The sequence below is a fragment of the Micromonospora sediminicola genome, assembly GCF_900089585.1.
GTDB lineage: Bacteria > Actinomycetota > Actinomycetes > Mycobacteriales > Micromonosporaceae > Micromonospora > Micromonospora sediminicola.
Genome location: NZ_FLRH01000003.1, coordinates 2,750,115 through 2,773,320, shown reverse-complemented (window position 1 = coordinate 2,773,320; position 23,206 = coordinate 2,750,115). Strand labels below are relative to the sequence as shown.

Annotated in this window: 12 protein-coding genes; 1 reads left to right on the top strand and 11 read right to left on the bottom strand. The window is 73.5% G+C overall.

From position 1 onward, the window contains the following. Nucleotide 1: 1 nt before the first annotated feature. The 11 genes from GA0070622_RS13445 to GA0070622_RS13395 all read right to left on the bottom strand — a co-directional run bounded on the left by GA0070622_RS13445 (nt 2) and on the right by GA0070622_RS13395 (nt 21,976). Nucleotides 2–952, bottom strand: a complete 951-nt coding sequence (locus tag GA0070622_RS13445; protein WP_218060576.1) for a GHMP family kinase ATP-binding protein — start codon at nt 950–952, stop codon at nt 2–4. Then, the gene (locus GA0070622_RS13440; protein WP_141684559.1) at nt 922–4,044 is read right to left on the bottom strand and encodes a non-ribosomal peptide synthetase family protein; all 3,123 of its coding nucleotides are present in this window, start codon (nt 4,042–4,044) and stop codon (nt 922–924) included. The genes GA0070622_RS13445 and GA0070622_RS13440 overlap by 31 nt, the downstream gene beginning before the upstream one ends. A gap of 148 nt (nt 4,045–4,192) precedes the next feature. Continuing rightward, on the bottom strand, nt 4,193–8,485 hold the full coding sequence (locus GA0070622_RS13435; RefSeq protein ID WP_091573604.1) for a HemK family protein methyltransferase: 4,293 nt from the start codon (nt 8,483–8,485) through the stop codon (nt 4,193–4,195). Nucleotides 8,486–8,688: 203 nt separating this feature from the next. Further along, on the bottom strand, nt 8,689–9,885 hold the full coding sequence (locus GA0070622_RS13430; protein ID WP_091573603.1) for an alpha/beta fold hydrolase: 1,197 nt from the start codon (nt 9,883–9,885) through the stop codon (nt 8,689–8,691). A 74-nt stretch (nt 9,886–9,959) separates the two neighbouring features. Continuing rightward, nucleotides 9,960–10,904: a chlorinating enzyme gene (locus GA0070622_RS13425; RefSeq protein ID WP_091573602.1), complete on the bottom strand. Its 945-nt coding sequence runs from the start codon at nt 10,902–10,904 to the stop codon at nt 9,960–9,962. 33 nt (nt 10,905–10,937) lie between these two features. Then, entirely contained in the window at nt 10,938–11,192 is a 255-nt protein-coding gene (locus GA0070622_RS32530) for an acyl carrier protein (protein WP_176710466.1), read from the bottom strand. Nucleotide 11,193: 1 nt separating this feature from the next. Next, complete coding sequence (locus GA0070622_RS13415; RefSeq protein WP_091573600.1) at nt 11,194–16,950, bottom strand: condensation domain-containing protein; 5,757 nt, start codon at nt 16,948–16,950, stop codon at nt 11,194–11,196. Continuing rightward, nucleotides 16,950–18,866: an AMP-binding protein gene (locus tag GA0070622_RS13410; protein WP_091573599.1), complete on the bottom strand. Its 1,917-nt coding sequence runs from the start codon at nt 18,864–18,866 to the stop codon at nt 16,950–16,952. The genes GA0070622_RS13415 and GA0070622_RS13410 overlap by 1 nt, the downstream gene beginning before the upstream one ends. Before the next feature lie 280 nt (nt 18,867–19,146). Beyond that, nucleotides 19,147–20,016, bottom strand: a complete 870-nt coding sequence (locus tag GA0070622_RS13405; RefSeq protein WP_218060575.1) for an O-methyltransferase — start codon at nt 20,014–20,016, stop codon at nt 19,147–19,149. After that, entirely contained in the window at nt 20,016–21,416 is a 1,401-nt protein-coding gene (locus GA0070622_RS13400; RefSeq protein ID WP_091573598.1) for a cytochrome P450, read from the bottom strand. Before GA0070622_RS13400 ends, GA0070622_RS13405 begins: the two co-directional genes overlap by 1 nt. Nucleotides 21,417–21,535: 119 nt before the next feature. Continuing rightward, the gene (locus tag GA0070622_RS13395; protein WP_091577320.1) at nt 21,536–21,976 is read right to left on the bottom strand and encodes a flavin reductase family protein; all 441 of its coding nucleotides are present in this window, start codon (nt 21,974–21,976) and stop codon (nt 21,536–21,538) included. A gap of 381 nt (nt 21,977–22,357) precedes the next feature. Between GA0070622_RS13395 and GA0070622_RS13390 the strand changes: the two genes are divergently transcribed. Further along, nucleotides 22,358–22,972 (top strand): GNAT family N-acetyltransferase, encoded by a 615-nt coding sequence (locus tag GA0070622_RS13390; RefSeq protein ID WP_245666229.1) that lies wholly within the window; start codon nt 22,358–22,360, stop codon nt 22,970–22,972. The last annotated feature ends 234 nt before the right edge of the window (nt 22,973–23,206 follow it).

Genomic DNA, 23,206 nt, shown 5'->3' with positions numbered 1-23,206 from the left:
CTCAGGCCGCCAGGGTCCGGTAGAGGTGGATGGCACCGGACAGGCCCTCGGCCAGGTGCACCGCCTCCGACAGTTGTGACCGGTAGCCGCTGTGTCGCGGATCCAGCAGAATGCCGATCATGGTGCCGCTGTGGCAGGCCACCAGCCCCAACCCGCCGACCAGCCGGCAGATGTCCCGGAGTGCGACGAAGTTGCGGTTCGGCATCCGAGACTGGTTGAGGGCGGCGCTCTCGGTGCTGACCGCCCCCACCGCAGCCAGGTCACCTGCGGCGACCGCCCGGGCCAACTCCCCCAGCAACCGCTCGTAGTGCCGCCGCTCCGACGCCCCGTACGCGGCGCAGCGACGGTTGAAGGCGACGGTGTCCACCTGGCCGCCCTGGTCCACCGCGACCACCTGGAGTGCCGGCAGGTGCCCCAGCGTCCGCAGGTGGGCGCCGCGCCGGTGGTCGAAGGCCACGACTCCCGGGTACATCACCCCGTCGGTCGGCTCGATGGCGGCGAGCATCGCGCCGAGCCGCCGGGCCGGAACCGACCGCTCGAGCACCGCCGTCACGGCGCGCGCCGTGGCCACCAGGTCGGCGGAGGAACTCGCCAGCCCCTTGCCCTCGGGAATGGTGCTGGTCAGCACGAGCGAACCGGCCACCGGGTGTCCCAGCTCGGTGAGGAGGGCGGTGGCCAGGGCCGTCGCCTTGGTCTTGTGGCTCGGGCTCACCGTCAGCCCCGTCCCTGGCGCCTGCAGCTCGAACCGGGCGCTGGACCAGCGGGCCACCGGCAGGGTCACCAGGAAGCGACCCTCCCCGTCCGCCTCGCCCGGTCCCGGAAGGGCACCCTGGAGCAGTTCCCCGAAGGTGCCGTGGGCGGTGCCCACCCCCACCCGGCTGGTGCCGCGGCGGGGGTGGCCCACCAGTTGCCGGATCGGGGTCATGCCGTAGCGGCTACTCTCTCGTGCCACCCGTCCACCGTCCCGAGGATCTCGTCGGGGTGGTGCCGCGCGACGTCCACCTCACCACCCGGCAGGTCTCGCCGCACGATCCGGTCGGGGTCCGCCCGCAGCCTGCCGCGAGCCGCCCCGAGCGTCACCTCGACGACCGGGCAGTCCAGATCAGGCCGGCCGTCGAGCCGATCGAGCAACCGCAGCGCCTCCGCCCAGTCGTGCCGGTACGCCCTGGCGACGAACGCAGCCCGGCCCGGCGTGGCCCGGTCGACGTCGACGTAGGCATGACGCCGGCGCAGCCGGTCGACGACCTCGTCGTCGGAGAGGGCGTCGACCACCCGGCCGCCCTCGGGTGTCGTCTCGTCCCAGGCGAGGATCACGCCCGCCACCGTCGTCCCGGCCCGCTCCAGCGCCCGCGCGGTGGCCAGGGCCGCCGCACCGCCGGCCCCCTGACCCCACAGGTAGAGCCCGGACCGGCCGGCGAGTTCCCGGCCCAGGCGCTCGGCCAGGCCCGGCAGGTCCAGCAGGTCCTCCTGCCGCCGGGCCAGGTCGTGGCCGGGCAGCTCCACCGCGAGAACCTGCACCCGCTCCCCCGCCAGGTCGGCCAGGTGCTGGAAGTTGATCGCGTTACCGCCGGCGTCGGGCAGGCACACCAGCGCCGGCCGGCCCTGCGCCGAAGGGCTGAGCTCGTGCAACAGCAGGGCCGCCGCCGTGTCGCCGGCCGCCTCCAGCAGGCGTGCCTGGTCGCGTAGCACCGAGTGAGTCAGCATGTCGGTCAGGGAGAGCTGGTGGTCCAGCCGCATCAGCAGGTGGACCGCCGAGAGGGAGGTACCCCCGAGGTCGAAGAAGTCGTCGTGCCGGCCCACCCTCCCGGCGGGCAGTCCCAGCACCTCCGCCCAGAGGGTGGCCAGCCGCTGCTCGTCCCCGGATCGGGGTGGTTCGAAGGCGTGGATGCCGGCGGCCAGTTCCTCGGCCAGCTGCCGGAGCCGTCGGTTGTCGGTCTTGCCGTTCTCGTTCAACGGCAGCTCGGCAAGGCGGAAGTGATGCGCGGGCACCATGTACTCGGGCAGCCGGGCCGACAACAGATCGTGCAGGTCGATCGAGGCCAACTCGTACTCGGAGACGTAGAAGCCGACGAGCCGGGCGCCGTTGCCCTCGCCGACCGGCACCACGGCGGCGGCGGAGATCCCGGGCACCCGGAGCAGGGCCGCCTGGATCTCCCCGGTCTCCACCCGCAGCCCTCGGATCTTGACCTGGTCGTCGCGGCGGCCGAGGAACTCCAGGCGTTTCTCCGGCAACCACCGACCCAGGTCACCTGAGCGGTAGAGCCGCTCGCCCGGGAAGTAGGGGTCCTCGCCGAACGCCTCGGCGGTCCGCTCGGGATCGTTGATGTAACCCCCGCCGACACACACGCCGGCGAAGACGATCTCGCCCCGGGCTCCCAGCGGCATCAGCCGCCGCTGGTCGTCGACCACGTAGACCCGCATGTTGCGCAACGGGCGGCCGACGTTGACCACCGACAGGTCGCGATCGGGCGGCCCGTCCAACACCTCGTGCATCGTGTCGTCCGAGACCTCCGTCGCGCCGTACGCATTCACCAGCCGCAGACCGGGCATGACCGAGAACCAGCGCCGGACCAGGTCGGCCTTGAGCGCCTCTCCCGTCACCGACACGGATGCCAGCCGGGGCAGCCGGACCGCGCCGGCCTCCAGGTGGGCCAGCAGCACCTCCAGGTACGACGGCACGATCTGCACGGTGGTCACCCGGTGCCGCGCCAGCAGCGCGGCGAAGCCGGCCACGTCGAGTTGCTGATCGGTGTCCACCACGACCGCCGCGCCGCCGACCAGCAGCGGGGCGCAGATCTGCCACAACGAGATGTCGAAGCACTGGGACGCGGTCTGGGTGACCACGTCCTTCGGCCCCAGGTCGTGGTCGTCGACCTTGGCCCACAGGTGATTGATCATGCCGTCGTGCGCGCAGACCGCGCCCTTGGGCCGGCCGGTGGAGCCGGAGGTGAAGTACACGTACGCCGGCTGATCCAGTCCGGGCGCCGGTAGCGGGGCCGCGACCTCGCTACCGTCCCGCAGAGCGGCGATGGTGGACACGCGGCCCGGCCAGCCGAGGCCGGCCACGGCGGACAGCAGGGCCGCCCCGCTGTCATCGGTCAACGCCACACCGCACTCGGCCCGGCTGAGCTGGTCCTCCACCCGCGACGCCGGGAAGTCGGGTCGGACCGGCAGGTAGACCGCGCCGGCCTTGAGCACACCGAGCATGGCCACCACCCAGTCCAGGTGGCGGTCGCTCACGACCGCCACGGCCTGCCCCGGTGACACGCCGAGGCAGCTCAGCCGGGCAGCCACGCGGTCCGAGGCCCGGTCCAGCTCGCCGTAGGTCAGGCTCTCCGCCCGGTGGTGCAGCGCGGGCCGATCCGGGTGGGCGGCGGCACGGGCGCGGAACGCCGGGACGAAGCCGTCCGGGCCGTTGTTGACCCGCGGGCCGCACAGCTCGTCCAGCTGGTACCGGCGCTCCCCCTCGCTCAGCATCTCGCCGAGGTCGACCCGCTGCTCGGGATCGTCCAGCGCCAGCGCCAGCGCACGCGCCAGATAGCCGAGCACCCGGTCGGCGGCGGAATGCGAGACGCACGCGGTCTCGTAGCTGACGCCGAGCTCCCCACCGGTGGAGTCGAGCCGTACCAGCAACGGTGCGCGGTCCGCCGCGGCGGCCCCGTGCAGGTCCAGCACGGCGGACGCGGGGCCGGCCAGGCGTGAGCGCCGCAGCCCGCCGGCCAGCTGCGTCCAGCTCGTCCCGCCGACCGTGGCCGAGACGCGGTCCAGGTGACCGGTCCGGTCCGCCACCGCGCTGCTCACCTCCGGCTCCCCCACGCAGCGCGCCAGCACCGCGAGCCAGGCGGCGAGCACGAGGGCCGTCAGCCGGTCGCCGTCCCGGTCCATGCCGGCCAGCGCCTCGCGCACCGCCGCCGGCAGGTGCCGCCGCTGCGACCCCCGACCGGGTTCGGCGTCCGGCAGGACCCATGGCGGCAGCGGCGTGGTCCGCTGGGGAGGCTCGTCGCGGGGGGCGGGGCCTACGGTCGCGGGATCAGGATGGCTCACGGGTTCTCACCTCCGAGCGGGACCGGTCCGGCGGTCCCCCGGCGGGGTCTCTGCCGGCTCCGGTCGGCGGTCATGGCACGGCGACGGCGGGCCGGCCCCTCCTCGCCCGGGCCCGGGTCGAGGCGCGCTTCCGGTCGCTCCGGCCCTGTCACGGGAGCCTCTGGGCGAGGATCACGCGGGTGGTGCCGTACTGGTCGGTGACCTTTCGGATCTCGCCGTACGCGCCCTGCGCGGCGAGGCGCTTCTCGACCACCCGGCCCATGCCGGCACCGAGCTCGAAGCAGAGCCAGCCGCCGGGAACCAGGTGCCGAGGAGCCTCGGCGATCAGCCGGTAGACAACGGACAGCCCGATGTCGCCGCCGTCGAACGCGGCCGTGGGCTCGTGCCCGCCGACCTCGGTAGGAAGACTCCTGGCCTTGTCGGTGGGCATGTACGGCGGATTGCAGACGACGAGGTCGAACGGAGACGGCGCCGGCGACAGCCCGTCGAGCGCCGCGAACAGGTCGCCCTGCGCCACGACCAGGCGATCGTCCACCTTGTGGAAGGCGGCGTTGCGCCTGGCCACCGCGACGGCCCCGGCCTCGAGATCGGCGGCCCAGACCCGCGACCTCGGCTCGTGGACCGCGATCGACACGGCGAGGTTGCCGGCACCGGTGCCGAGGTCAAGGAGCCGGACGCCGGAGGTGTCCGTGGCGAGCTCCCTGGCGAGGTCGAGTGCAGCGCCGCCGAGCAGTTCCGTCTCCCGCCGCGGGATCAACGCGCCGGTCTCGGCAAGCAGCTCCAGGCCCATGAAGCTGGCCCGACCGGTCAGGTAGGCCAACGGCTCGCCGGCGACCCGGCGGCCGACCAGCTCGTGCAGGATCCGTTCCTGCGCGTCCGACAGGGTGGGAAGCGGCAGGGTGACGGCGGTGACGGAGCGGGGCGATCCCACGGCGGCGTACCAGAGCGCCTGGGCCGACGTCTCGGGTGTCTCGTCCGGCTTGTCAGGGGAGAACACCGCCGACTCCCGCAGGCGTGCCACCACCCGGTCGTATGTCCCGGACCGGTCCTCCTCGGCCGAGGGCACTGCCGGCGCCGGGCCGCCCGGCGCCTCGACGGTCCCGGCACCTTCGATCTCGGCCAGCAGGGCCTCGAGATCGTCCGTGCCGGACAGTTCGCCCTGGGCGTGCACGATCAGCTGGGCGAGCTCGTTGACGGTGGGCGACTCGAACACGTCCCGCATGGCGAGTTCGACGTTGAAGTCCGCCCGGATCCTGGTGGTGAGCTGCGTCGCGAGCAGGGAGAACCCGCCCAGTTCGAAGAAGCTGTCGTAGATGCCGACTCGGTCGATGCCGAGCAGTTCCTGGAGGATCCCGACGAGTTGGCGTTCCATCGGCGTACGGGGCGCCACGTAGTCGTCGATGTCGCCGGCGTCCAGGTCGGCTTCCGGCAGGGCCGCCAGGTCGTACGTTCCGCCGGGCGTGAGCGGAAGGCCGCAGAGCACGAGGATCTGGTCCGGGATCAGGTAGTCGGGGAGCCGCGTCATGAGGTGCTTGCGCATGGCGACGGACCCGAGGTCGGGGTCCGGCCCGGTGACGTAGCCGACGAGCCTGCGCCGACCGTCCGGCCCGGCCCGCTCGGTCACCACGGCGTCCCGGACCTCGGGCAGGTCCCGCAGGGTGGTCACCGTCTCGAGGGGATCGAAGCCCGGGTCCACGCCGACCTTCGAGACGAACTCCAACGAGCCGTCGTGCCACCGGCGTCCCACGTCGCCGGTCCGCAGCTCGCCGAAGACCAGCTCGCCCACCTCGCCCACCGCCGCCGGCCCTCCCGAGGGTCGGGCCAGCCAGGCCGGGCAGTCCGGCAGCTCCCGACCCAGGGGGATCCGCAGCGGCGCCGTCCCGAGGTCCCATTCCTGCGGAACCTCGTACGCCGCCCGCGGCCGGCCGTCGGGCCGTACCCGGTACACCCCGACCAACCGGCAGGCCGGCGCGAGGTTGCGTAGGACGCCGACGTCGTGCGGGACGAGGCCACCGGAGTTGTCGACGAACGCGTACCTGAGCGCGGGAAGTCCGGGCCCCGGGCGCTGGTCGGCCAGCGCCCGCAGCAGTGGCGGTTCCAGGTGGACGACGCTGACGGCGCTGGTCCGCAGCCATCGGGTGAGGGCACCGATGTCGGCGGTGGCGGCGGGATCGGGAAGGACCAGGGTCGCCCCGGCGTGGAACGCGCTGCACAGCGCCGACATCAGGTGGTGCGGGGATGCGGACAGCACCGCGAACCGGTCCGCGTCCCGCAGGTCGAACCGCTCGACGGCCCAGTCGGCCGTACCGGCGGCCGGTCCCTTCTCCTCGCCGGTCCGAGGCGGATCGTCGTCGGGTTCGTCGTCGGGTTCGTGGAGCAGCGCGCTCAGGTCGACAGTTCCTGTGTCGACCTCGTCGGTGGGGCCCGGGTCGAGCACGATCGGGGCCGCGTCGACGCCTGACCCGGCCGGTTCGTCGCCGTCGACCGGCACGTACGTCGCCCCGGCCCGCAGGCACCCGAGCAGCGTCGCCACGAAGCCGGCCGTGGGCCGTCGGACGACCACCACAGGGTCCCCTGGCCGCACGTTCCGCTCCGCCAGCAGCCGTGCCACGCGCTCGGCGGCCCGGTGCAGCCAGCGGTAGCCCCACTCGCCGCCGCCGTCGACCACCGCGGGCCGGTCGGCGGCCCCCGCGTGGCGCTCGACGGCCAGGTGCGGTGCCGGCACCGACGGTGCGCCGGACGGGGCCGCGACGTCGCCCGTGTCACCGGCGGGCCCGAAGGGGTAGTCCAGGATGGGCCGCGTCGGGTCGTCCACCGCCCCCCGCAGCAGCGTGCGCAGGTGGTCGACGAGGACGCGAACCATCGCGGCGTCGCAGCGTTCGGAGGCGAAGTCGAGTTGCAGCCGCAGGCTGCCGTCGGATTCCTGGGCGGACACCGACAGGTCGAACCTGCTGAACAGCGACGGCGAGTCCATCGGCTCCACGGTGAAGCCCTTGGCCTGCTCGGCCTCGGGACTACCGACGACGTTGAGGACCACCTCGAACAGCGGGGTCCGGCGGGGATCCCGCCCCACCTGCAGATCCTCCACGAGCGCGTCCAACGGCGCGTCGGCGTGGTCGTAGCCCTCGAGAGCCACCCGGCGGACCCGCGCCAGCAACTCGGCGAAGGTCGGATTCCCGGACAGGTCGATGCGGAACGGCAGGACGTTGACGAAGAACCCGATCAGGTTCTCCGTCCCGCTGTGGGTGCGGCCGGCGAGCGGCACGCCGATCACCACGTCGGACTGGCCGGACCAGCGGCTGAACACGGTGGTCAGACCGGCCAGCAGCGCCATGAACGGAGTGACCCCCTGGGCACGGCACAGCTGGTGCAGCCGGGCGGTCTCGGCACGCGGGAGCACGCACTCGATCCGGTCGGCCTCGGCCCGCTGCGAGGTGGTCCGTCGCTGCGGCGCGGGCAGGGCGAGTACCGGTGGCGCGCCGGCGAGCTGACCCCGCCAGTACCGCAACTGCTTCTCCAGCGTCTCGCCCACGAGCCGGCCACGCTGCCACGTGGCGTAGTCGCGGTACTGGACCGGCAGCGGTGGCAGATCCGCCCGGCCCACGTCGCCGCCGGACTGGTAGAGCGCCGACAGCTCCCGCACGAACAGGCCGATGGACCAGGTGTCCGAGACGATGTGGTGCATGGTGACGCCGAGGAGGTGCTCGTCGTCGCCCACCTTGACCAGCATGCACCGGAAGAGTGGGCCGACGGCCAGGTCGAACGGGGTGGTGGACTCCTCGTCCAGCAAACGGCGGGCGGCGACGGTCCGGTCGTCGTGCGGGACTCCGGTGAGGTCCTCGAACCGGATACGCCAGTTGTCGTCCGGGTCGTCCACCGCCTGCACCGGTCGCCCCTCCACGGTGGGGAACCGTGAGCGCAGCGCCTCGTGCCGGGCGAGGATGGCCCGGATGCTGGCCTCCAGGGCGGCCACGTCGAGCTGACCCACCAGCCGCCGTCGGGCGTGGACGTTGTACACCACACCGGGCAGCAGCTGGCTCTCCAGCCAGAGGCGTTGCTGGTCGAAGGAGAGGAGGGGCTCGCTGTCCGGAGGCCGCCGGGTCACGCCCCGCCGGGCCCCGGTCTCGGCGGCAGCCGATCTGGCGGCCACCGCGACGGCCAGTGCGGACACCGAGCGGCACTCGAAGATGTCCATCACCGGGATGTCGACGCCGAGCGCCCGCCGGATCCGCGCCACCACGACGGGGGCGAGTGAGTGGTCGCCCAGTGCGAGAAAGTCGTCGGAGACGTCGATGTCCGAACGGCCGAGCACATCACGCCAGATGGCGAGGATGGCGTCCTGGTAGGGCTCCCCCGACGGCCCGGGAGGGTTTCCCCCGCCGTCGGTTGTCGTTACGGCCCGTTGGCCGGTGGGAAGCTCGACCTGGGAAGGGTGCGCCATGGCCCGACGGTACGGGGCGGCCGGGTCGGGGTGGGTGTCACATAAAGGAGGGGCGGAGACGCGCAGGCGCAGGTCAGCGGGGTCGTCGGGCACGGCGACGTGCCCGGCGGGTCGGACCGCGGTCCGGGGCCACACCGTCGCGCGGCACGGGTCGGCAGGGTCCCCCACCGGAGGCGCCGGCAGCTCCGCGCGTGGATCGCGGTTCAGCCGCCCGCGGGCAGCGAGGCGAGGAACGAGGTGAGGCAGGAAACCTGCTCCGGCGTCGCCCGGAAGGCGTCCAGGTGGGTTCCGTGGTCCGCGACCACGAGTCGGGCGTCCGGCAGGATCTCGGCCAGCCGACGCGATCCGGACGGGTGCGCGGTGTGGTCGTCCCTGCTGGTGACGATCAGACTGGGCTGTGGCACCCCGCCCGCCGTCTGTCGGGAGTCCCAGTGCATCGTCGCCGCGGTCAGCTTGGCGTACCGGTAGAAGAGTTCGGCAGTGGCGTAGGGGCGGACCACCAACGGGCCCGCTCCGGCCGGGACGCCGGTCATCGGGCCGCTCGTCAGCTTGTCCCGCATCCAGGCCGCGGTGTCGCGCGACTCGCCGGCCAGGTCGAGCAACGCCCGCAGGTTGACCTGATGGTCGGTCTTCTCGGCGTCCGGACCCAGTTCCAGGTCGGCGTGCCAGAGGCTCAGCGAGCTCACCCGGTCGGCGCAGCGGCCGGCGGCGATCAGGGCGGGGACCGCTCCGCCGCAGAGCCCCATCAGGTGCACCGGGGCGGAGGCCACCTCCGCGATGAGCGCGACCAGGTCGTCGGCCTGGGCGTGGATGTCGTAACCGCGCCGGTCGAAGGCCTGGGGATCGTCGATGCGCTCACTGGTGCCGCGGGTCTGTGGAACCAGGCAACGGTACGAGCCCCGCAGTGCGCGGACCCACGGCAGCGACAGTCGGTAACTCATCGCGCACGCCGGTGAGACGAGGATCGGCGGGGCGTCCAGCGGGCCGGCGTCCCAGACGGCGAGGACCGTACCGTCGGGTCGGCGTACCCGGTGCAGCCGGAACCCGGCGTCCTCCTCGTCGCGTATCCGCCGCGCCTCGGCGGCCGACGCGGCCGGGTCGCCGCGACCGTCGGTCAGCCCCGGCGCGCGCTGCGCCCGTCGGATCTCGGCCGCCAGGGCGGCGACCGCGAAGTCCCGGTCGCGCTCACCGGCCGGCGCGTCGAAGGTGAGTGGCACGTCCAAGGCCCGGCAGACCGCCGCGACGAGTTCCGGCGCCCGGTCGCAGGTATCGGCGGGAAGCGCGAACGGGCCGACCTGACCGGTCAGGCCCTCCAGTTGTCGGATCGCGTCGACCAGGGCCGCCAGTTCGGCCCGCCCGGGCTCCGCCGTGGTCGGAGAGTGCTGGATCTCGGCTGTCATGAGCGTCCCTGGGGGGTTCGGCAGCTTCGCTGGAGGTTCGGCGTGGCGGGCCCGGGCCAGGCCCGCCACCCGTCTCAGCTCCGGCGGAACGGATGCCCGGTGGTGGTGTGCGTGGCGATCCGGTTGTGGTGGTAGTGGTTCTCGCCGGTGACCAGCACCGCACCGTAGCGGTCGAGGCTCACCTTGCCGCCGTACTCCTCGACCACGTCCGTGTCGGGGTAGACGTGCGTGGAGGTCGGCACGAACCGGGACGCGAAGCCGAGCCGCATGTTGTCGCTCTTGCCGGAGTGCGGATAGGAGGCGTGCATCAGGGTCGACCAGAACATCACCGCCTCCCCCGGCCGCATGACGATCGGGACCGCGTTGCTCTCGTCCGGGACGAAGTCCGGGTCGATCTGCAGCTCGCGGTAGTCGTAGCCGAAGAAGCCCCGCCGGACGCCCCCCTTCGTCTCGTTGTTGATCCGGTCCGGCGTGTACTTCATGACCTTGGTCTCGTCGTAGTTCATCTTGCGGTACGAGCCGGGGATGAACTGGAGGCAACCGTTGTCGGTGGTGGCCTCGGTGAAAGCGGTCCAGACGGTGATGGTGCCACCGAACTCGGCGTCCTCGGGCCAGACGATCTGCGGCTTGCCGGAGGCGTTCGCGAAGGTGTCGGCCTGGTGCCAGTCGGTTCCCTCGTCCCCCGGGTACTTCGGGAAGAACTCGGTACGCCAGCAGAGCACGTCCGGTCCGATCACGCTGGCCACCCGGTCGGTGATCCGCGGGTTCATGATCAGGTCAGCCAGGAAGTCGTTGTCCATGTGGCGGTCGTAGTTGGAGATGTTGGTGTTCCCGGAGACGGCCCATTCCTCGGTGTAGATGGCGTTGCTGCGGTCCAGGAGGGCGAGCCGCTCCGACCGCCAGGTGCGGACCATCTCTTCCTCGTCCAGCACCGGGAAGGGGCCGATGAAGCCCTGCTTCCAGAAGGTCTCCTGCTCGTCGGTGGTCAGAGCGAATTCGGCGCGTGCGGTGTCGGTCATCGCGACTCAGCTCGATTCTGTGAGTGGGCGGGGTCAGCGGGCCGCGCGGACCAGGTTGTGAGCCGTGACGGCTCCGTTGAGGTCACGCGGGTTGACGTTCAGGTCGAGGACGCGCTTCGTCTCGGCGAGGATCCGCAGGATGGACAGCGAGGTGCCGCCGAAGTCCATCACCTCGTCGTCGGGGCCCAGGTCGGGTCGGGACAGCACCTCCCGCACGATCGCCAGGACCCGGTCGACGAGTTCGGCCTCGGACCGACCCACGGTCTGCTCGGCAGCTCGATTGGTCACGTCAGTTCCTCCTCGGAATCGCTGTCTGCGGTAGGTCGGCGGCGCGCCCGGTGTCGGCCCCGGACGCCTCGCCGGCCGGGTCGAGCAGGGCGGCCAGGTCGTGGTCACCGTCCGGCGTGAGCGGGAGTCGCTCCACCGGTACGACGTGTCGCGGGACCAGATAGTCCGGTAGGCGGTTGACCAGGTGTTGACGCAGCCGGTCCAGGTTGATCGACCTGTCGCGGACGACGACGTGGGCCACCAGTTCGCCGGGCCCGTGCGGGCCGGTCCGCGCGGTCACCACCGCGTCGTGCACGTCCGGGAACTCGAACAGAGCCGCGACGGTATCCAGCGGATCGGCGTACGGGCGGCCGTCCAGGCGACGTCCGGCGCGCGGCGCGGCGAACTCGAGCACCTGGTCGGGGCGGCGCCGGACGAGGTCCTCGGTGCCGGGCAGCTGCACCACCTCACCGACGGCGGCCACCGATCCGACCGCGTTGCGCAGCGCGGCCGGGCCGGCCAGCTCGACGCCGATCGGCACCCGCAGCGGGGCGACGGACGGCACCCAGACCTCCGGCACCTCATGGACGGCGAACGGCTGCTGGCTCTCCCCGGCGCCGTAGACGGCGACCAGCCGGCCGGCCGGCGCGAGTCGCCGGGCGCGTGGCACGTCGTGCGCGGTCAGGTCGCCGTTGTTGTCCAGGACGACGTGCCGCAGCCGGGGCAGGACCGCGCCCACGGCCGCGACGGCGCGCAGCCGGGCCGGCGAGAGGTGCAGGACGGTCACCCCGGCCTCGCGGAGCCAGGCGACCAGCCGATCCGGCTCACCGGAGGTGGCGTCGTCGGCAACGACGAGGGTCGCGCCGGCGGCGACGGCGGCGGACATCGCCGGGCCGCAGCCACCGGTCAGAGCGGCGACCCGGTCATCGGCGCCGAGCTGGAGCCGCTCGACGGCCCAGTGGCCGGGCGCCGGAACCGGCTCGCCGCCTGCGTCCGGCGCGTCCGCGGGCGCGGCTGCGGCGGTGAGCAGCGCTGCGACGTCCACCGCGCCGTCGACGGCGCGCGGCCCCGGATCGAGCACGGTGCACGCAACCGGCGCGACCCGCGAGACGTCGTCCGGTGCGACGACGGTGAACGGCACACCGGCTCGGCCACAGCCGAGCACCGCTGCCGTGAAGCCGGCCGACGCCCGCCGGACCACGATCACGCGGTTGGCGTCACCGGCTATCTCGGCGACGCGGCGGGCCGCCGCCGCGAGCTGAGCGTAGGTCCATGAGCCGTCCCGGTCGACCACCGCGGTGCGCCGCGGGTGGTGGCGTGCCTGCTGCTCCAGGATGGAGTGTGGCGCCGGGACGGGCGTCGGCGTGGCGGCGCCGGTGGCCGCGCTCCCGGACAGCTCGTACTCGAGGATCCCGCGGCCGGGATCCGAGGTGACCGCCCTCAACAGGGCGCGCAGCTGGCCGACGAGGGCGCGCATGGTCGCGACGTCGTAGCGGTCGGCGTGGTACAGCAGCTCCAGGCGGAGCCCACCACTGGTGAGGTGCACGTTGAGGGTGAGGTCGACCTTGCTCGGTTGCGGCGGGCCCTCGGCCGGCTCCACGACGACGCCCGGCAGCTGCCAGGCGGCTCCGGTGTCGTCGATCATGCTCAGCAGAACCTGGAACAGCGGTGCCCGGGACGGGTCACGCGGCAGCCGCAGCTCGCGGACGAGCACGTCGAACGGGGTGTCGCCCTGCTTGGCGTACCCGTCGAGTGCGGCCTGCCGGACCCGAGCGAGCACCTCGCGAAACTCCGGGTTGCCGGCCAGCCCGACGCGCAGGGGGACCGTGTTGACGAAGAACCCGATCAGGGAGCTGGTGCGGGTGTCGTCGCGGGTGTTCACCGGCACCCCGACCACCAGGTCGTCCTGCCCGGACCAGCGGCGCAGCACGACGGTCAGGACGGCGGCCACGGCCATGAACGGAGTAACCTCGTGTTCGCGGCACAACCGGTGCAGCGCGGCCACGTCGTCGGCGCCGAGTTCGGCGTCCACCCGACCGCCGACGGCGCCCTGACCGGGCGTCGGCCGGCGGGCGGCGGGCAGGGCCAGTCGCGCGGGGGCACCGGTCAGCCGACGTCGCCAGTGCTCGACCTGCTTCGTCAGCCGCTCGCCGGTCAGCCACCTCCGCTGCCACACAGAGTAGTCGAGGTACTGCACGGGCAGCGCCGGCAGGTCGGCCCGGGTGACGTCACCACCGGCCCGGTAGAGCGCCGAGAGTTCGCGGAGGAAGAGACCGACCGACCATCCGTCCGAGACGATGTGGTGGATCGTGATGCTGAGCAGGTGCTCGGTGTCGCTGCGGCGGACCAGCAGGACCTTGAGCAGGGGCCCCTGGGCGAGGTCGAACGAGGTGTTCGCCTGCTCGTCGGCCAGGCGCTCGGCGGCGGCGCCGGGACCGCACCGGTCCTCGACGGCGATCCGCCAGCCCGGGTCGGGCGCCGCCACCCGCTGCACCGGCCGCCCGTCCACCAGAGGGAAGGTCGTCCGGAGGATGTCGTGCCGGTCGAGGATCGCCCGGATGCTGCGTTCCAGGACCGGGACGTCCAGCGTGCCACGCAGCCACCGGCGCCCGTGCACGTTGTACGCGGTCCCGGGCCTGAGCTGACTCTCCAGCCACACCCGCTGCTGGTCGAAGGAGAGGACGGGCTCGGCATCCGGCCGGCGCGGAGTGATCGTCGGCTGGTCGGCCGCTGCCCGGGCCGACGACAACGCCACGGCCAGGTCGGCGAGCCGGGGGTGGTCGAAGAGCAGCCGCAGCGGAAGCCTCGTGCCGGCCCGCCTGCGCAGCCGGTTGAGCACCTGGCCGGCGAGCAGCGAATCCCCGCCGAGGTCGAAGAAGTCGTCGTACCGCGCCACCTCGTCGATCCGGAGAACCTGCCGCCACACCTCGGCGATGAGGTGCTCGTCGGGTCCCTGCGGCTGCTCGCCGCCCGGGCGGTCCGTCAGGTCGGGCGCGGGCAACGCCGCCCGGTCGACCGCGCCGCTCGGCGTCCGCGGCAGCGTGTCGAGTACGACCAGGCCCGTGGGGACCGCCTCGGCCGGCAGTCCGGCCTCGAGCAGGGCGGACCGGACGTCGTCCAGCTCGGGGCCGGTCAGCTCGCCAGCGGTCAGGTACGCGACGAGCTGGTCGCGGTACGGGACCACGACCGCGTCGCACACGTCGGCGTGCCGCCGCAGGCAGCTCTCGACCTCGTCCGGATCGATCCGTTGACCGCGTACCACGACCTGCCGCTCGCGGTCGGCCAGCCGGACCAGAGCGCCGTCCGAGCGGTACCGGACCAGGTCGCCGGTCCGGTACATGCGCTCACCGGGCAGCGCCGCGAACGGGTCGGCGACGTACCGCGCCGCGGTCGGGCCCGGCTGGTCGAGGTAGCCCCGGCTGAGGCCGCTGCCGGCCAGGTAGAGTTCGCCGACCGCACCGACCGGGACCGGGCGTAGCGCCCGGTCCAGGATGTAGCCACGCTGGTGCGGCAGGTACACCCCCAGCGGGGTCGGCCGCTCCGGCCGCCGGAGCGCGGCCCACGTCGCGCCGCTCGTGCTCTCGGCCGGACCGTAGCGGCGGACGACGGTCTCGACGTGGCCGGTGCGGTCCAGGTCGGTGAGGAGCGCGCCGGGGACCGCCTCGCCGGCGAGGACGACCGCGCGCACCTCGGGCGGGAGGGCGTCCACCGCGACCAACGCCTGGACCGCCGACGGCGTGGCGCAGAGCATCGTCACGTCGGGCGGATCGGCGAGCATGGCGCGCGCGTCGTCGGCCACCACCACGGTGCCGCCCGCGCACCACGGTGCGAACAACTCGAAGACCGCGTGGCCGTCGCAGCTCGGCGTCGCCGCGAGCACCCGGGCCAGGTGCGCGGGTGAGAACGTCTGCCGGCCCCAGAGCACCACCGCCGCCGCGTTGCGGTGAGTGACGAGCACGGCCCGGGCCCGGCCCGTGGCGTCGACCGCGCGGAAGACGAAGGCCGGGTCCTCCGGTGCGGCCGGGGGGCCGCCGCCCACGCAGGAGGCGGGGAGTCGACGGGCGGCGGCGAGGTCGGCCTCCGTCACGGTCGTGCGGACCGGGCCGTGCCCCGGCGTCGGATCCACCTGCCCTGGTCGGGGCTGATCGAGCGGCAGGCAGGCCGCACCAGCCTTGAGTACGCCGAGCACGGCCACGGCCAGGTCGACGGAGCGGGCGAGCCGGATGCCGACCGTCTCTCCCGGACCGGCACCGAGACCACGCAGGTGCCGGGCCAGTCGGTCGGATAGCCCGTCCAGTTCCCGGTAGGTGAGCTCGCGTCGACCGTCGCGGACGGCCACCGCGGCCGGTGTCCGGGCGGCCTGGGCGTGGAACAGCTCGGTGAGGCCCACGTCCGGGACGGCTGGCGTCGGTCCCCGGCCCCAGCGTTCCAGCAGTGTCCGGTCGTCGTCGGTCAGCAGGTCGAGTTGGTCGACCGGCCGGTCCGGCTGGGCGAGCACCCGGGCGAGCAGCACCGGCATCCGCCGCGCCATCCGGGCCGCCTCGGTCGGGGTGAACGTCTCCGCGCTGTAGTCCCAGGTGCCTCGGAGTCCGGCCGGCTCCCGCCAGAGATGCAGTTCCACTCCGAAGCGCAGGCCCGCGCGGGCGACGGGCACCGGCACGAGTGGCGACCCGGCCAGTGTCGTCTCGGCACGCCGGCCGTGGAAGACGAGACTGGCCCGCACCAGCGCGCCGTCGAGGGCACGGCCGGGCGCGAGCGCGGCGACGAGTTCCTCGAAGGGCACGGCGCGGTGGGCGAAGGCGCCGAGGTAGGTCTCCCGCGCCCGCCGGACGAGTTCCCGGAAGGTGGGGCGCCCGCTCAGGTCCGCGCGCACCACCAACAGGTCGGACAGGAGGCCCACCACGCCGTGCCGGCCGGGCCGTGTCCGGCCGGCCTCCGGCACCCCGACGGCGAAGTCGGTCTGTCCGGAGTGGACCGACAAGAGAAGCTGGAACCCGGCCAGCACCACCATGAACAGGGTGGCGTTCTCGGCCCGCCCCAGGACCTCGGCGGTGTCGACCAGGTCGTCCGACAGGGACAACGGAACCGATCCGGCCCGGAACGTCGGCGGCGCGGGCCGGGTCAGGTCGCCCGGCAGGTACAGGTCGGGCAGGTCGGCCAGGTGGGCACGCCAGTACGCCAGCGCCGTCGGATCCACCGGCACCGGGGGCGGCTCCGGCAGTACGCCGGTGAGCTCACCGCGGTAGGCGGCGTCGAGTTCGCGGAGCAGGATCCGCAGGGACGCGCCGTCGCAGACCAGGTGGTGGGCGGCGAAGACGAGCAGTCGCTCGTCGTCGGCGAGTCGGCAGCCCCGGACCCGGACCAGTGGCCCACGCCGCAGGTCGAACGGCTCGGCCGCGGTCCGCTCGGCGAACTCGCGGGCGGCGGCCGCACGCCTCGACGGCAGGTGGCGCAGGTCCGTCCACGACACCGCGATCGTCGCGGTGTCCCCGACCACCCGGGCCGGGCCCTCGGCGCCGTCGACGAACGTGCTGCGCAGGGCGGGGTGCCGGCGGAGCAGCACGGTGAGGGCCGCGTCGAGGCGGTCCTCGTCGAGGTGCCCGGTGTGCCGGGCGGCGAAGCACAGGTTGAGAACCGGGGTGCCGGGACGGAGCCGCTCCAGCGTCAGCACCCCGCGCTCAGCCGAGGTGAGCGGCGCCGGCCGGTCAGGGATCGACGGCGCTGTCCCGCGACCGGCCCGCCAGCGCTCGACCAGGCTCCGTCCGACGGCAGGATCCATCAGCCGACTCCCGCGCCCTCACCGATGAGCGCCAGCCGGTCCCGCACAAGGGTCGGGGTGCAGTCATCCGCGAGCCAGCGCGCCAGCAGGGTGTCGGCGATGTCGCGCGGCGTCGCCGCCCCGAGCAGCGTCTCCAGCGGCACCGTGAGTCCGACCGCGTCCTCGAGGACGGCCGCCGCCTCCGCCGCCTGCACCGAATCCATCCCGAGGCCGGCCAGGTCGTCGGTCGGCCGGCAGCGTCCCACCCCGCAGACGGCGGCGAGGATCCCGCAGACCACCGCGGCCAGATCTCCGGTCACTCGCTCCCGGTCGCGGAGTTCGGACAGCGCCGCGAGGCGCGGCCGGTCGCTGACCACCGCGGCGTCGAGGCCACCGGCCAGGAGGACCTCCCGGCAGGCCGACCGCCGTACCTTGCCGCTGGACGTACGGGGCACCGAGCGCGGCGGCGCCAGGACCACCAGGCTCAGCGGCAACCGGGTCCGGGCCAGCACGGCGGCGCGAACGCCGGCCGCCAGTTTCTCGTCGGGCCGGCCCCGCACCTCGACCACGAGTACCGGCAGCGGTTCCGGTCCCTCGTCGACGAGAAAGGCCGCAGCCGCCCCGGCCTGTCGGCCTACCGCCTCGAGCCCTGCCGACTCGATGTCGCCGGCGTGGAAGTTGGCCCCCCGGAAGACGATGACGTCCTTCATCCGACCGGTCAGGAACAGCTCGCCCTCGCGTAGGTATCCCAGGTCACCGGTGCGCAACAGCCGGGTCCCGTCGAGCTCACCAAACAGGTCGCCCGACTCGCCGGAGAGGTAGCCGGGGGTGATGTGCGGGCCGCCGACCCAGATCTCGCCCTCGTCGCCGTCGGGGACCGGGGTCAGGCGCTCCGGGTCGACGATCGTGACCCGTTGGCCCGGTACCGGCCGGCCGCAGCTGACCGCCGTGTCCGCGGCGGCCGTCGGCGACCAGTGTCCGGCGCTGACCATGAGGGTCGCCTCGGCCAGGCCGAAACAGGGCAGGAACGCCTCCGGGCGGAAGCCGGTCGACGCGAAGGTCCGGGCGAACCCGGCCATGGTCTGGTGCTTCACCGACTCGCCGCCGCTGAAGGCCACCCGCCATCCGGACAGGTCCAGGCCGGCCAGCTCGTCGGCGGAGCGTACCCGGCGGACGCAGAGGTCGTAGGCGAAGTTGGGGCCGCCGCTGGCCGTCGCGCCGCTCTCGGTGATCTGCCGGAGCCACCACAGCGGCGCCTTGAGGAAGTCCCCGGGCTGGAGGATACGGACCGGTATCCCGGCCGCCATCGGGGTCAGCAGGCCGCCGACCAGCCCCATGTCGTGGAACGGCGGCAGCCAGGTCAGCCCGCGGGAGGTGACGTCCAACCCGAACCGGTCCGCGATGGCGGCGGTGTTGGCCACCACGCTGTCGTGTCGTACCAGCACGCCCTTCGGCTGACCGGTGCTGCCGGAGGTGTACTGGATGATCGCCACGTCGGAGTCGGCCGCGCAGCGCGGCGGCGCCACGGACCCGTCCGCCTCGGCGCCGGGCACGGCCAGCACCGTCGGCACGGCGAGCTCGGCGTGGTGTTGCGCCGCCACCACGGTCGACGGATGGGCGTCCTGGACGATCCCGCTCAACCGGGCGCGGTCGGGCAGCGACGACGGTCCCGGTGGGTAGGCCGGGATCACCGGCCGCCCGGCCAGGAACGCGGCGAAGACGGCGACCACGTAGTCCAGGCCGGCCGGGTACGCGAGCAGCACCGGACCGTCGCCACCGGCGGCGAGTTGTCTCGCCAACACCGACGCCCGGCTCGCCAGCTGGGCGTAGCTCATCGTGGTGACCCGGCCGGAAGGCTCAGCCAGCTCGTACGCGACCTCGTCCGGAGTCCGTTCCGCACGGTCGAGCAGTACGTCGCCAAGGGCCTGATCTGCCATGGTCAGGAACCTAACCGGGCACCGGCCGGCGGCGGGTGTCCCCTAAAGCGGGGAACCGCCGTCCCGGGTGCCTCGCCGGGGCCGGGTCGCCCCGCCCGCGCCGGCCTTGCACAGCCGTCGGCCACCGGCCGCCCGCAGCGGGATGCCGGTGCACCACGGCGGCCGGGCCGGCCGGGGCCGGTCGCCGGCGCCGCGGACGGCCGTCGACGCCGCGGGGCCGGCGTCCCGGCACCGGGGTCGACCGGCCCGGCGGGCGCCGGCACCGGTAGACGTGCTCGCGTCATTTCAGAGGGCGTCGGGCGTCGGGACCGACGCGGGCGCTGTCGGCTCCGGCGAGCCGTAGCTGACCGGCCGCGTCCTCCTGGAGACGGCGGGTGTAGCGGATGCCGCCGCCCTGCTCGGCGTAGACGCGCGGTCGGCACGCGGTTGTCCGGCGCAGGATGGTGACGCTGTTCTGAGCCAGCTTGTGCGGTTCGAGCAGGTTGATGATCTCCAGTTCACCGCGGCGGGCCCGCTGCACCTCGGCGAAGTACTCGAGGATGGCCTCTCCCTCCGGATAGGTCATCAAGTAGTGCATGGCGACCAGCCCGCCGTCCGGATTGATCCGGTCCCAGAAGTGGTCGAAGAAGTACAGACACTCCCAGGCGTCGACCCAGGCTAGGTCGATCGGGAAGAGGTCGTCGGGCAACCGGTCGGCGCAGTCGTGCAGGTCGGCGTTGACCACCGTGACCCGGTCGTCGAGCCCCAGTTCGGCCAGCACGTCGAGGACGTGCTCCGCGGCCGAACCTCCGGACAGGTTGTCCACCGCCACGAACCGCGACCGGTACGGCGTCAGGTAGTACGACGGCGCCAGCATGGCCGGCTCCGTGTACAGCCAGGCGTCGTCGAGGTCCGTGCCGCCCTCGACGTACGATCGCGACTTGTCGGCCAGGCCCCGCGCCTCGGCGCTCACCTCCTCCTCGACGCTGGCCAGCGCGGCCACCAGGAACGGCGTGGTGTAGCCCATGCCGATCTCCAGCACCCGCCGCGGACGGTGGAAGCGCACCAGCGCGTTGAGGAGCGGGGCGAGGACCTCCGTGCCCATGCCGGGCACCCGCAGCTTGTCGACAGCCGCGCGGAAGGCCTCCTCCGACACGTCGACCACGCGCATCACATCCCCTCCGTCGTGCGGGACGAGCCGTTCGGCGCGTCCCTCGTCGCGAAATCGGCACCGGGCCGGTCGCCGTCGGTCGCCTGTGCGGACAGGCGCGGGACTGACGCCGCCGCGGTGTACCGGACCGGGAGGCGCTCGTATCCGAGAAGGAAGTTCGACTGCACCAGCTGGGGGGCGTCGGCGAGGTCCGCGTCGGCGAAGAGTTCCACCAGCCGGGTCAGGGTGGTACGCATCTGGGCCCGGGCCAGCCCGGAGCCGGGGCAGCTGTGCGTGCCGGTCGCGAACCCTATGTGCGGATTGGGATAGCGCCGGATGTCGAACACGTGCGGCAGCCGGAACACCGCCTCGTCCCGGTTGGCGGAGAACGGCCAGACGACGACGGGATCCCCCGCCCGGATCCTTGCCCCGCCGAGTTCGACGTCGCGGGTCGCGACCCTCGCCAGGTGCCGCACCGGATTCGCCCACCGGACCGCCTCCTCCACGGCGGTGGGCACCAGCGTGGGGTCCTTCCGCAGCGCCTGGAAGGCGTCGGGGAACTGGATCAACGCGAGCATCATGTTGCTCAATGAGCTGCGGGTGGTCTGGGTTCCCGCGATCGCCAGGTTGAGCGAGTTCAGGATCACCTCGGCCGTGTTCAGCCCCTCCCGGTCCCCGGTGCCCTCGGCGAGCCTCTGCACCAGGCCCCGCACGTCGGACCGCCGCCGCCTGCTCGCCCGTACGAGCTTGGAGAAGTAGCCGAGCAGCTCCGCGTTGGCCTGCGCCGCCTGCTCGCGCAGGTCGGCGGTCGCGGCGCGGGAGGCGTCGGCGCCGGCGAGGAAGACCTGCGAGGTCCGCGACGTGATCCAGTCCAGGTCCTCGGGCGGGAGGCCGAGCAGGAGTCCGGCCACGTGGGTGGGTATCCGGCTCGCCACGGCCCGCACGAAGTCCACCGGCTCGTCGCGGTCGCGGATGTCGGTCAGCAGGCGGACCACGAGATCATCGATGGCCGGCGCCATCGTGGACACCGCGCCCGCCGAGAAGAAGGCACCGATGCTGCGGCGCAGACGGCGGTGCTCGGGCGGGTCGGTGACCTCGACCATCATCCCGGCGCCCGGGTCCAGTTCGGGGCGCAGGGTGTCGAGCGTCATGCCGTGGGTGGCCGAGAACGTGTCGGTGTCCCGGTAGACCCGGACCGTGTCGGCGTGCCGGGTCACCGACCAGAAGCCGGCGTGGCTCTTCGGGCCGTGCCAGAAGACCGGGTGGTCGCGCCGGAGGTCCGTGAAGACGGCGTGCAGGTCGATCGTGCGGTGCAGTTCCGGACGGGCCAGGTCGATGCCCGGAACGGGATCGGTCCGGTCGTCGAGGAGCGGCGCGTCCTTCGTCGAGGTGCGGGACGGACCGTCGTCCGGAACTGCCATGCCCAGCAACGTAGCCACCGGGGCACGTCGGCCGGGCGTCCCCTAAAGGGGGGAGGACCGCCGGCACGCCGACCGACGTGGCCCGCCCGCCGGGGCGGCCCGAGGCCCGTCGGGCGAGGTCAGGCCAGCCGTACGTACCGGCCGTCGTGGTACAGCAGGGGCCGACCGTCGGTGTACTCGGCCGTCACCGGCTCGGCGAGCACGATCGCGTGGTCGCCGGCCGTCACCCGTTCGCTGACGCGGCAGACCATCCAGGCCAGGGTCCGGTCGATCAGCGGCATTCCGTACGGGCCCGGCCGCCACCGCACGGGGCCGGCGAACCGGTCCGTGCCCTTGGCCGCGAAGGTACGCGCCAGCTCGGCCTGGTCGCCGGCGAGCAGGTGTACGGCCACGTGTGCGGCCGCCCGCACCGCCGGCCAACTCGACGAGCCGCGGCAGACACAGAACGAGACCAGCGGTGGTCGCAGTGACACGGAGGTGAAGGAGGTCGCCGTGAATCCGGCCGGTCGGTCGCCGGCCAGCGTGGTGATGACGGTGACGGTGGCGGCCTGCCGGCGCATCAGCAGGCGCAGCTGGTCACCCGTGACGCGCCGATGGTCGGTCCCGAGGTCGCTGTTCACGGCAGGGGCGTCCTTCCCGGCTCGACGGGCGCCGGCGGAGCGCCGGCGGACGGGCCGCACGGATCGGGTCGGGAGCGGCGTCCTCCGGGGTGCGCGCCGATGCTTGCCCGCCAGTCAAGCACGACCCGGGCAGCGGCGATGTCCCGTGAAGAGGTGATACGGCCGGGCCGGGCGGCGCATGCGGGTGACCGCCGCGTCCCGTCCTACCTGTTGACGGTGGGTGCCGGGACAGGGCAGCCTCGGGGAGGGTCTCGCCCCGGCGCCGACCGGATCGAGCGGGAACCGTGCGGTGCCGACGACCGCCACGACCGGGAGGAAGCCGTGATCTCGGTGGTACCCGCGAACGAGGCCTCCTGGGAGGACCTGCTCCTGGTCCTCGGGGCCGCCAGGTGCCACGCCGCGCGGTGCTACTGCCAGCGGTTCAAGATCCTCGGTCCTGAGTGGCGCTCGGTGAGCGACGACGAACGCGCGCACCGACTGCGGGAGCAGACCGACTGCGACCATCCGGGTTCCGGCACCACCAGTGGCCTGGTGGCCTACCTCGACGGGGAGCCGGCGGGGTGGTGCGCGGTCGAGCCGCGTCCGGCCTACGAACAACTGCTGCGCAGCCGCCTGCCCTGGACGGGCCGCGACGAGGACCGGACCGACCCGGACGTCTGGGCGGTGACCTGCTTCGTGACCCGGGCGGGCTTCCGGCGTCGTGGCGTCAGCCGGGCCCTGGCCCGCGCGGCGGTGCGCCACGCGCGTACGGGTGGGGCCCGCGCCCTGGAGGGCTACCCGATGCTGGTACGGCCGGGCCAGGAGGTCTCCTGGGGAGAGTTGCACGTGGGAAGTCGGAGCATCTTCGCCGGTGCCGGCTTCACGGAGATCGCCCGGCTCTCGGTCCGGCGCCTCGTCATGCGGATCGATTTCGACGGCGGGCACCACCCCCGCTGACCGGCGCGACCGCTCCGGCGGCCGGCTTCCCCGTACCGGCTTTCCGTGACATCACCGCCATCCCGAAGCCCCATAACGTTTGCCCTGGCGGTGCCGTCGATGTGCCCGCCGCCGCGGGCGGTGCCCGGATCAGTCGGGGCCGTCTCCAGCGACCGCAGACGGGATGGACATTCGGACGTGGACACGTGTTCGCCTGGTCCCGGACCCGGTTACGCCTCGGGGCGGACAGCCCGG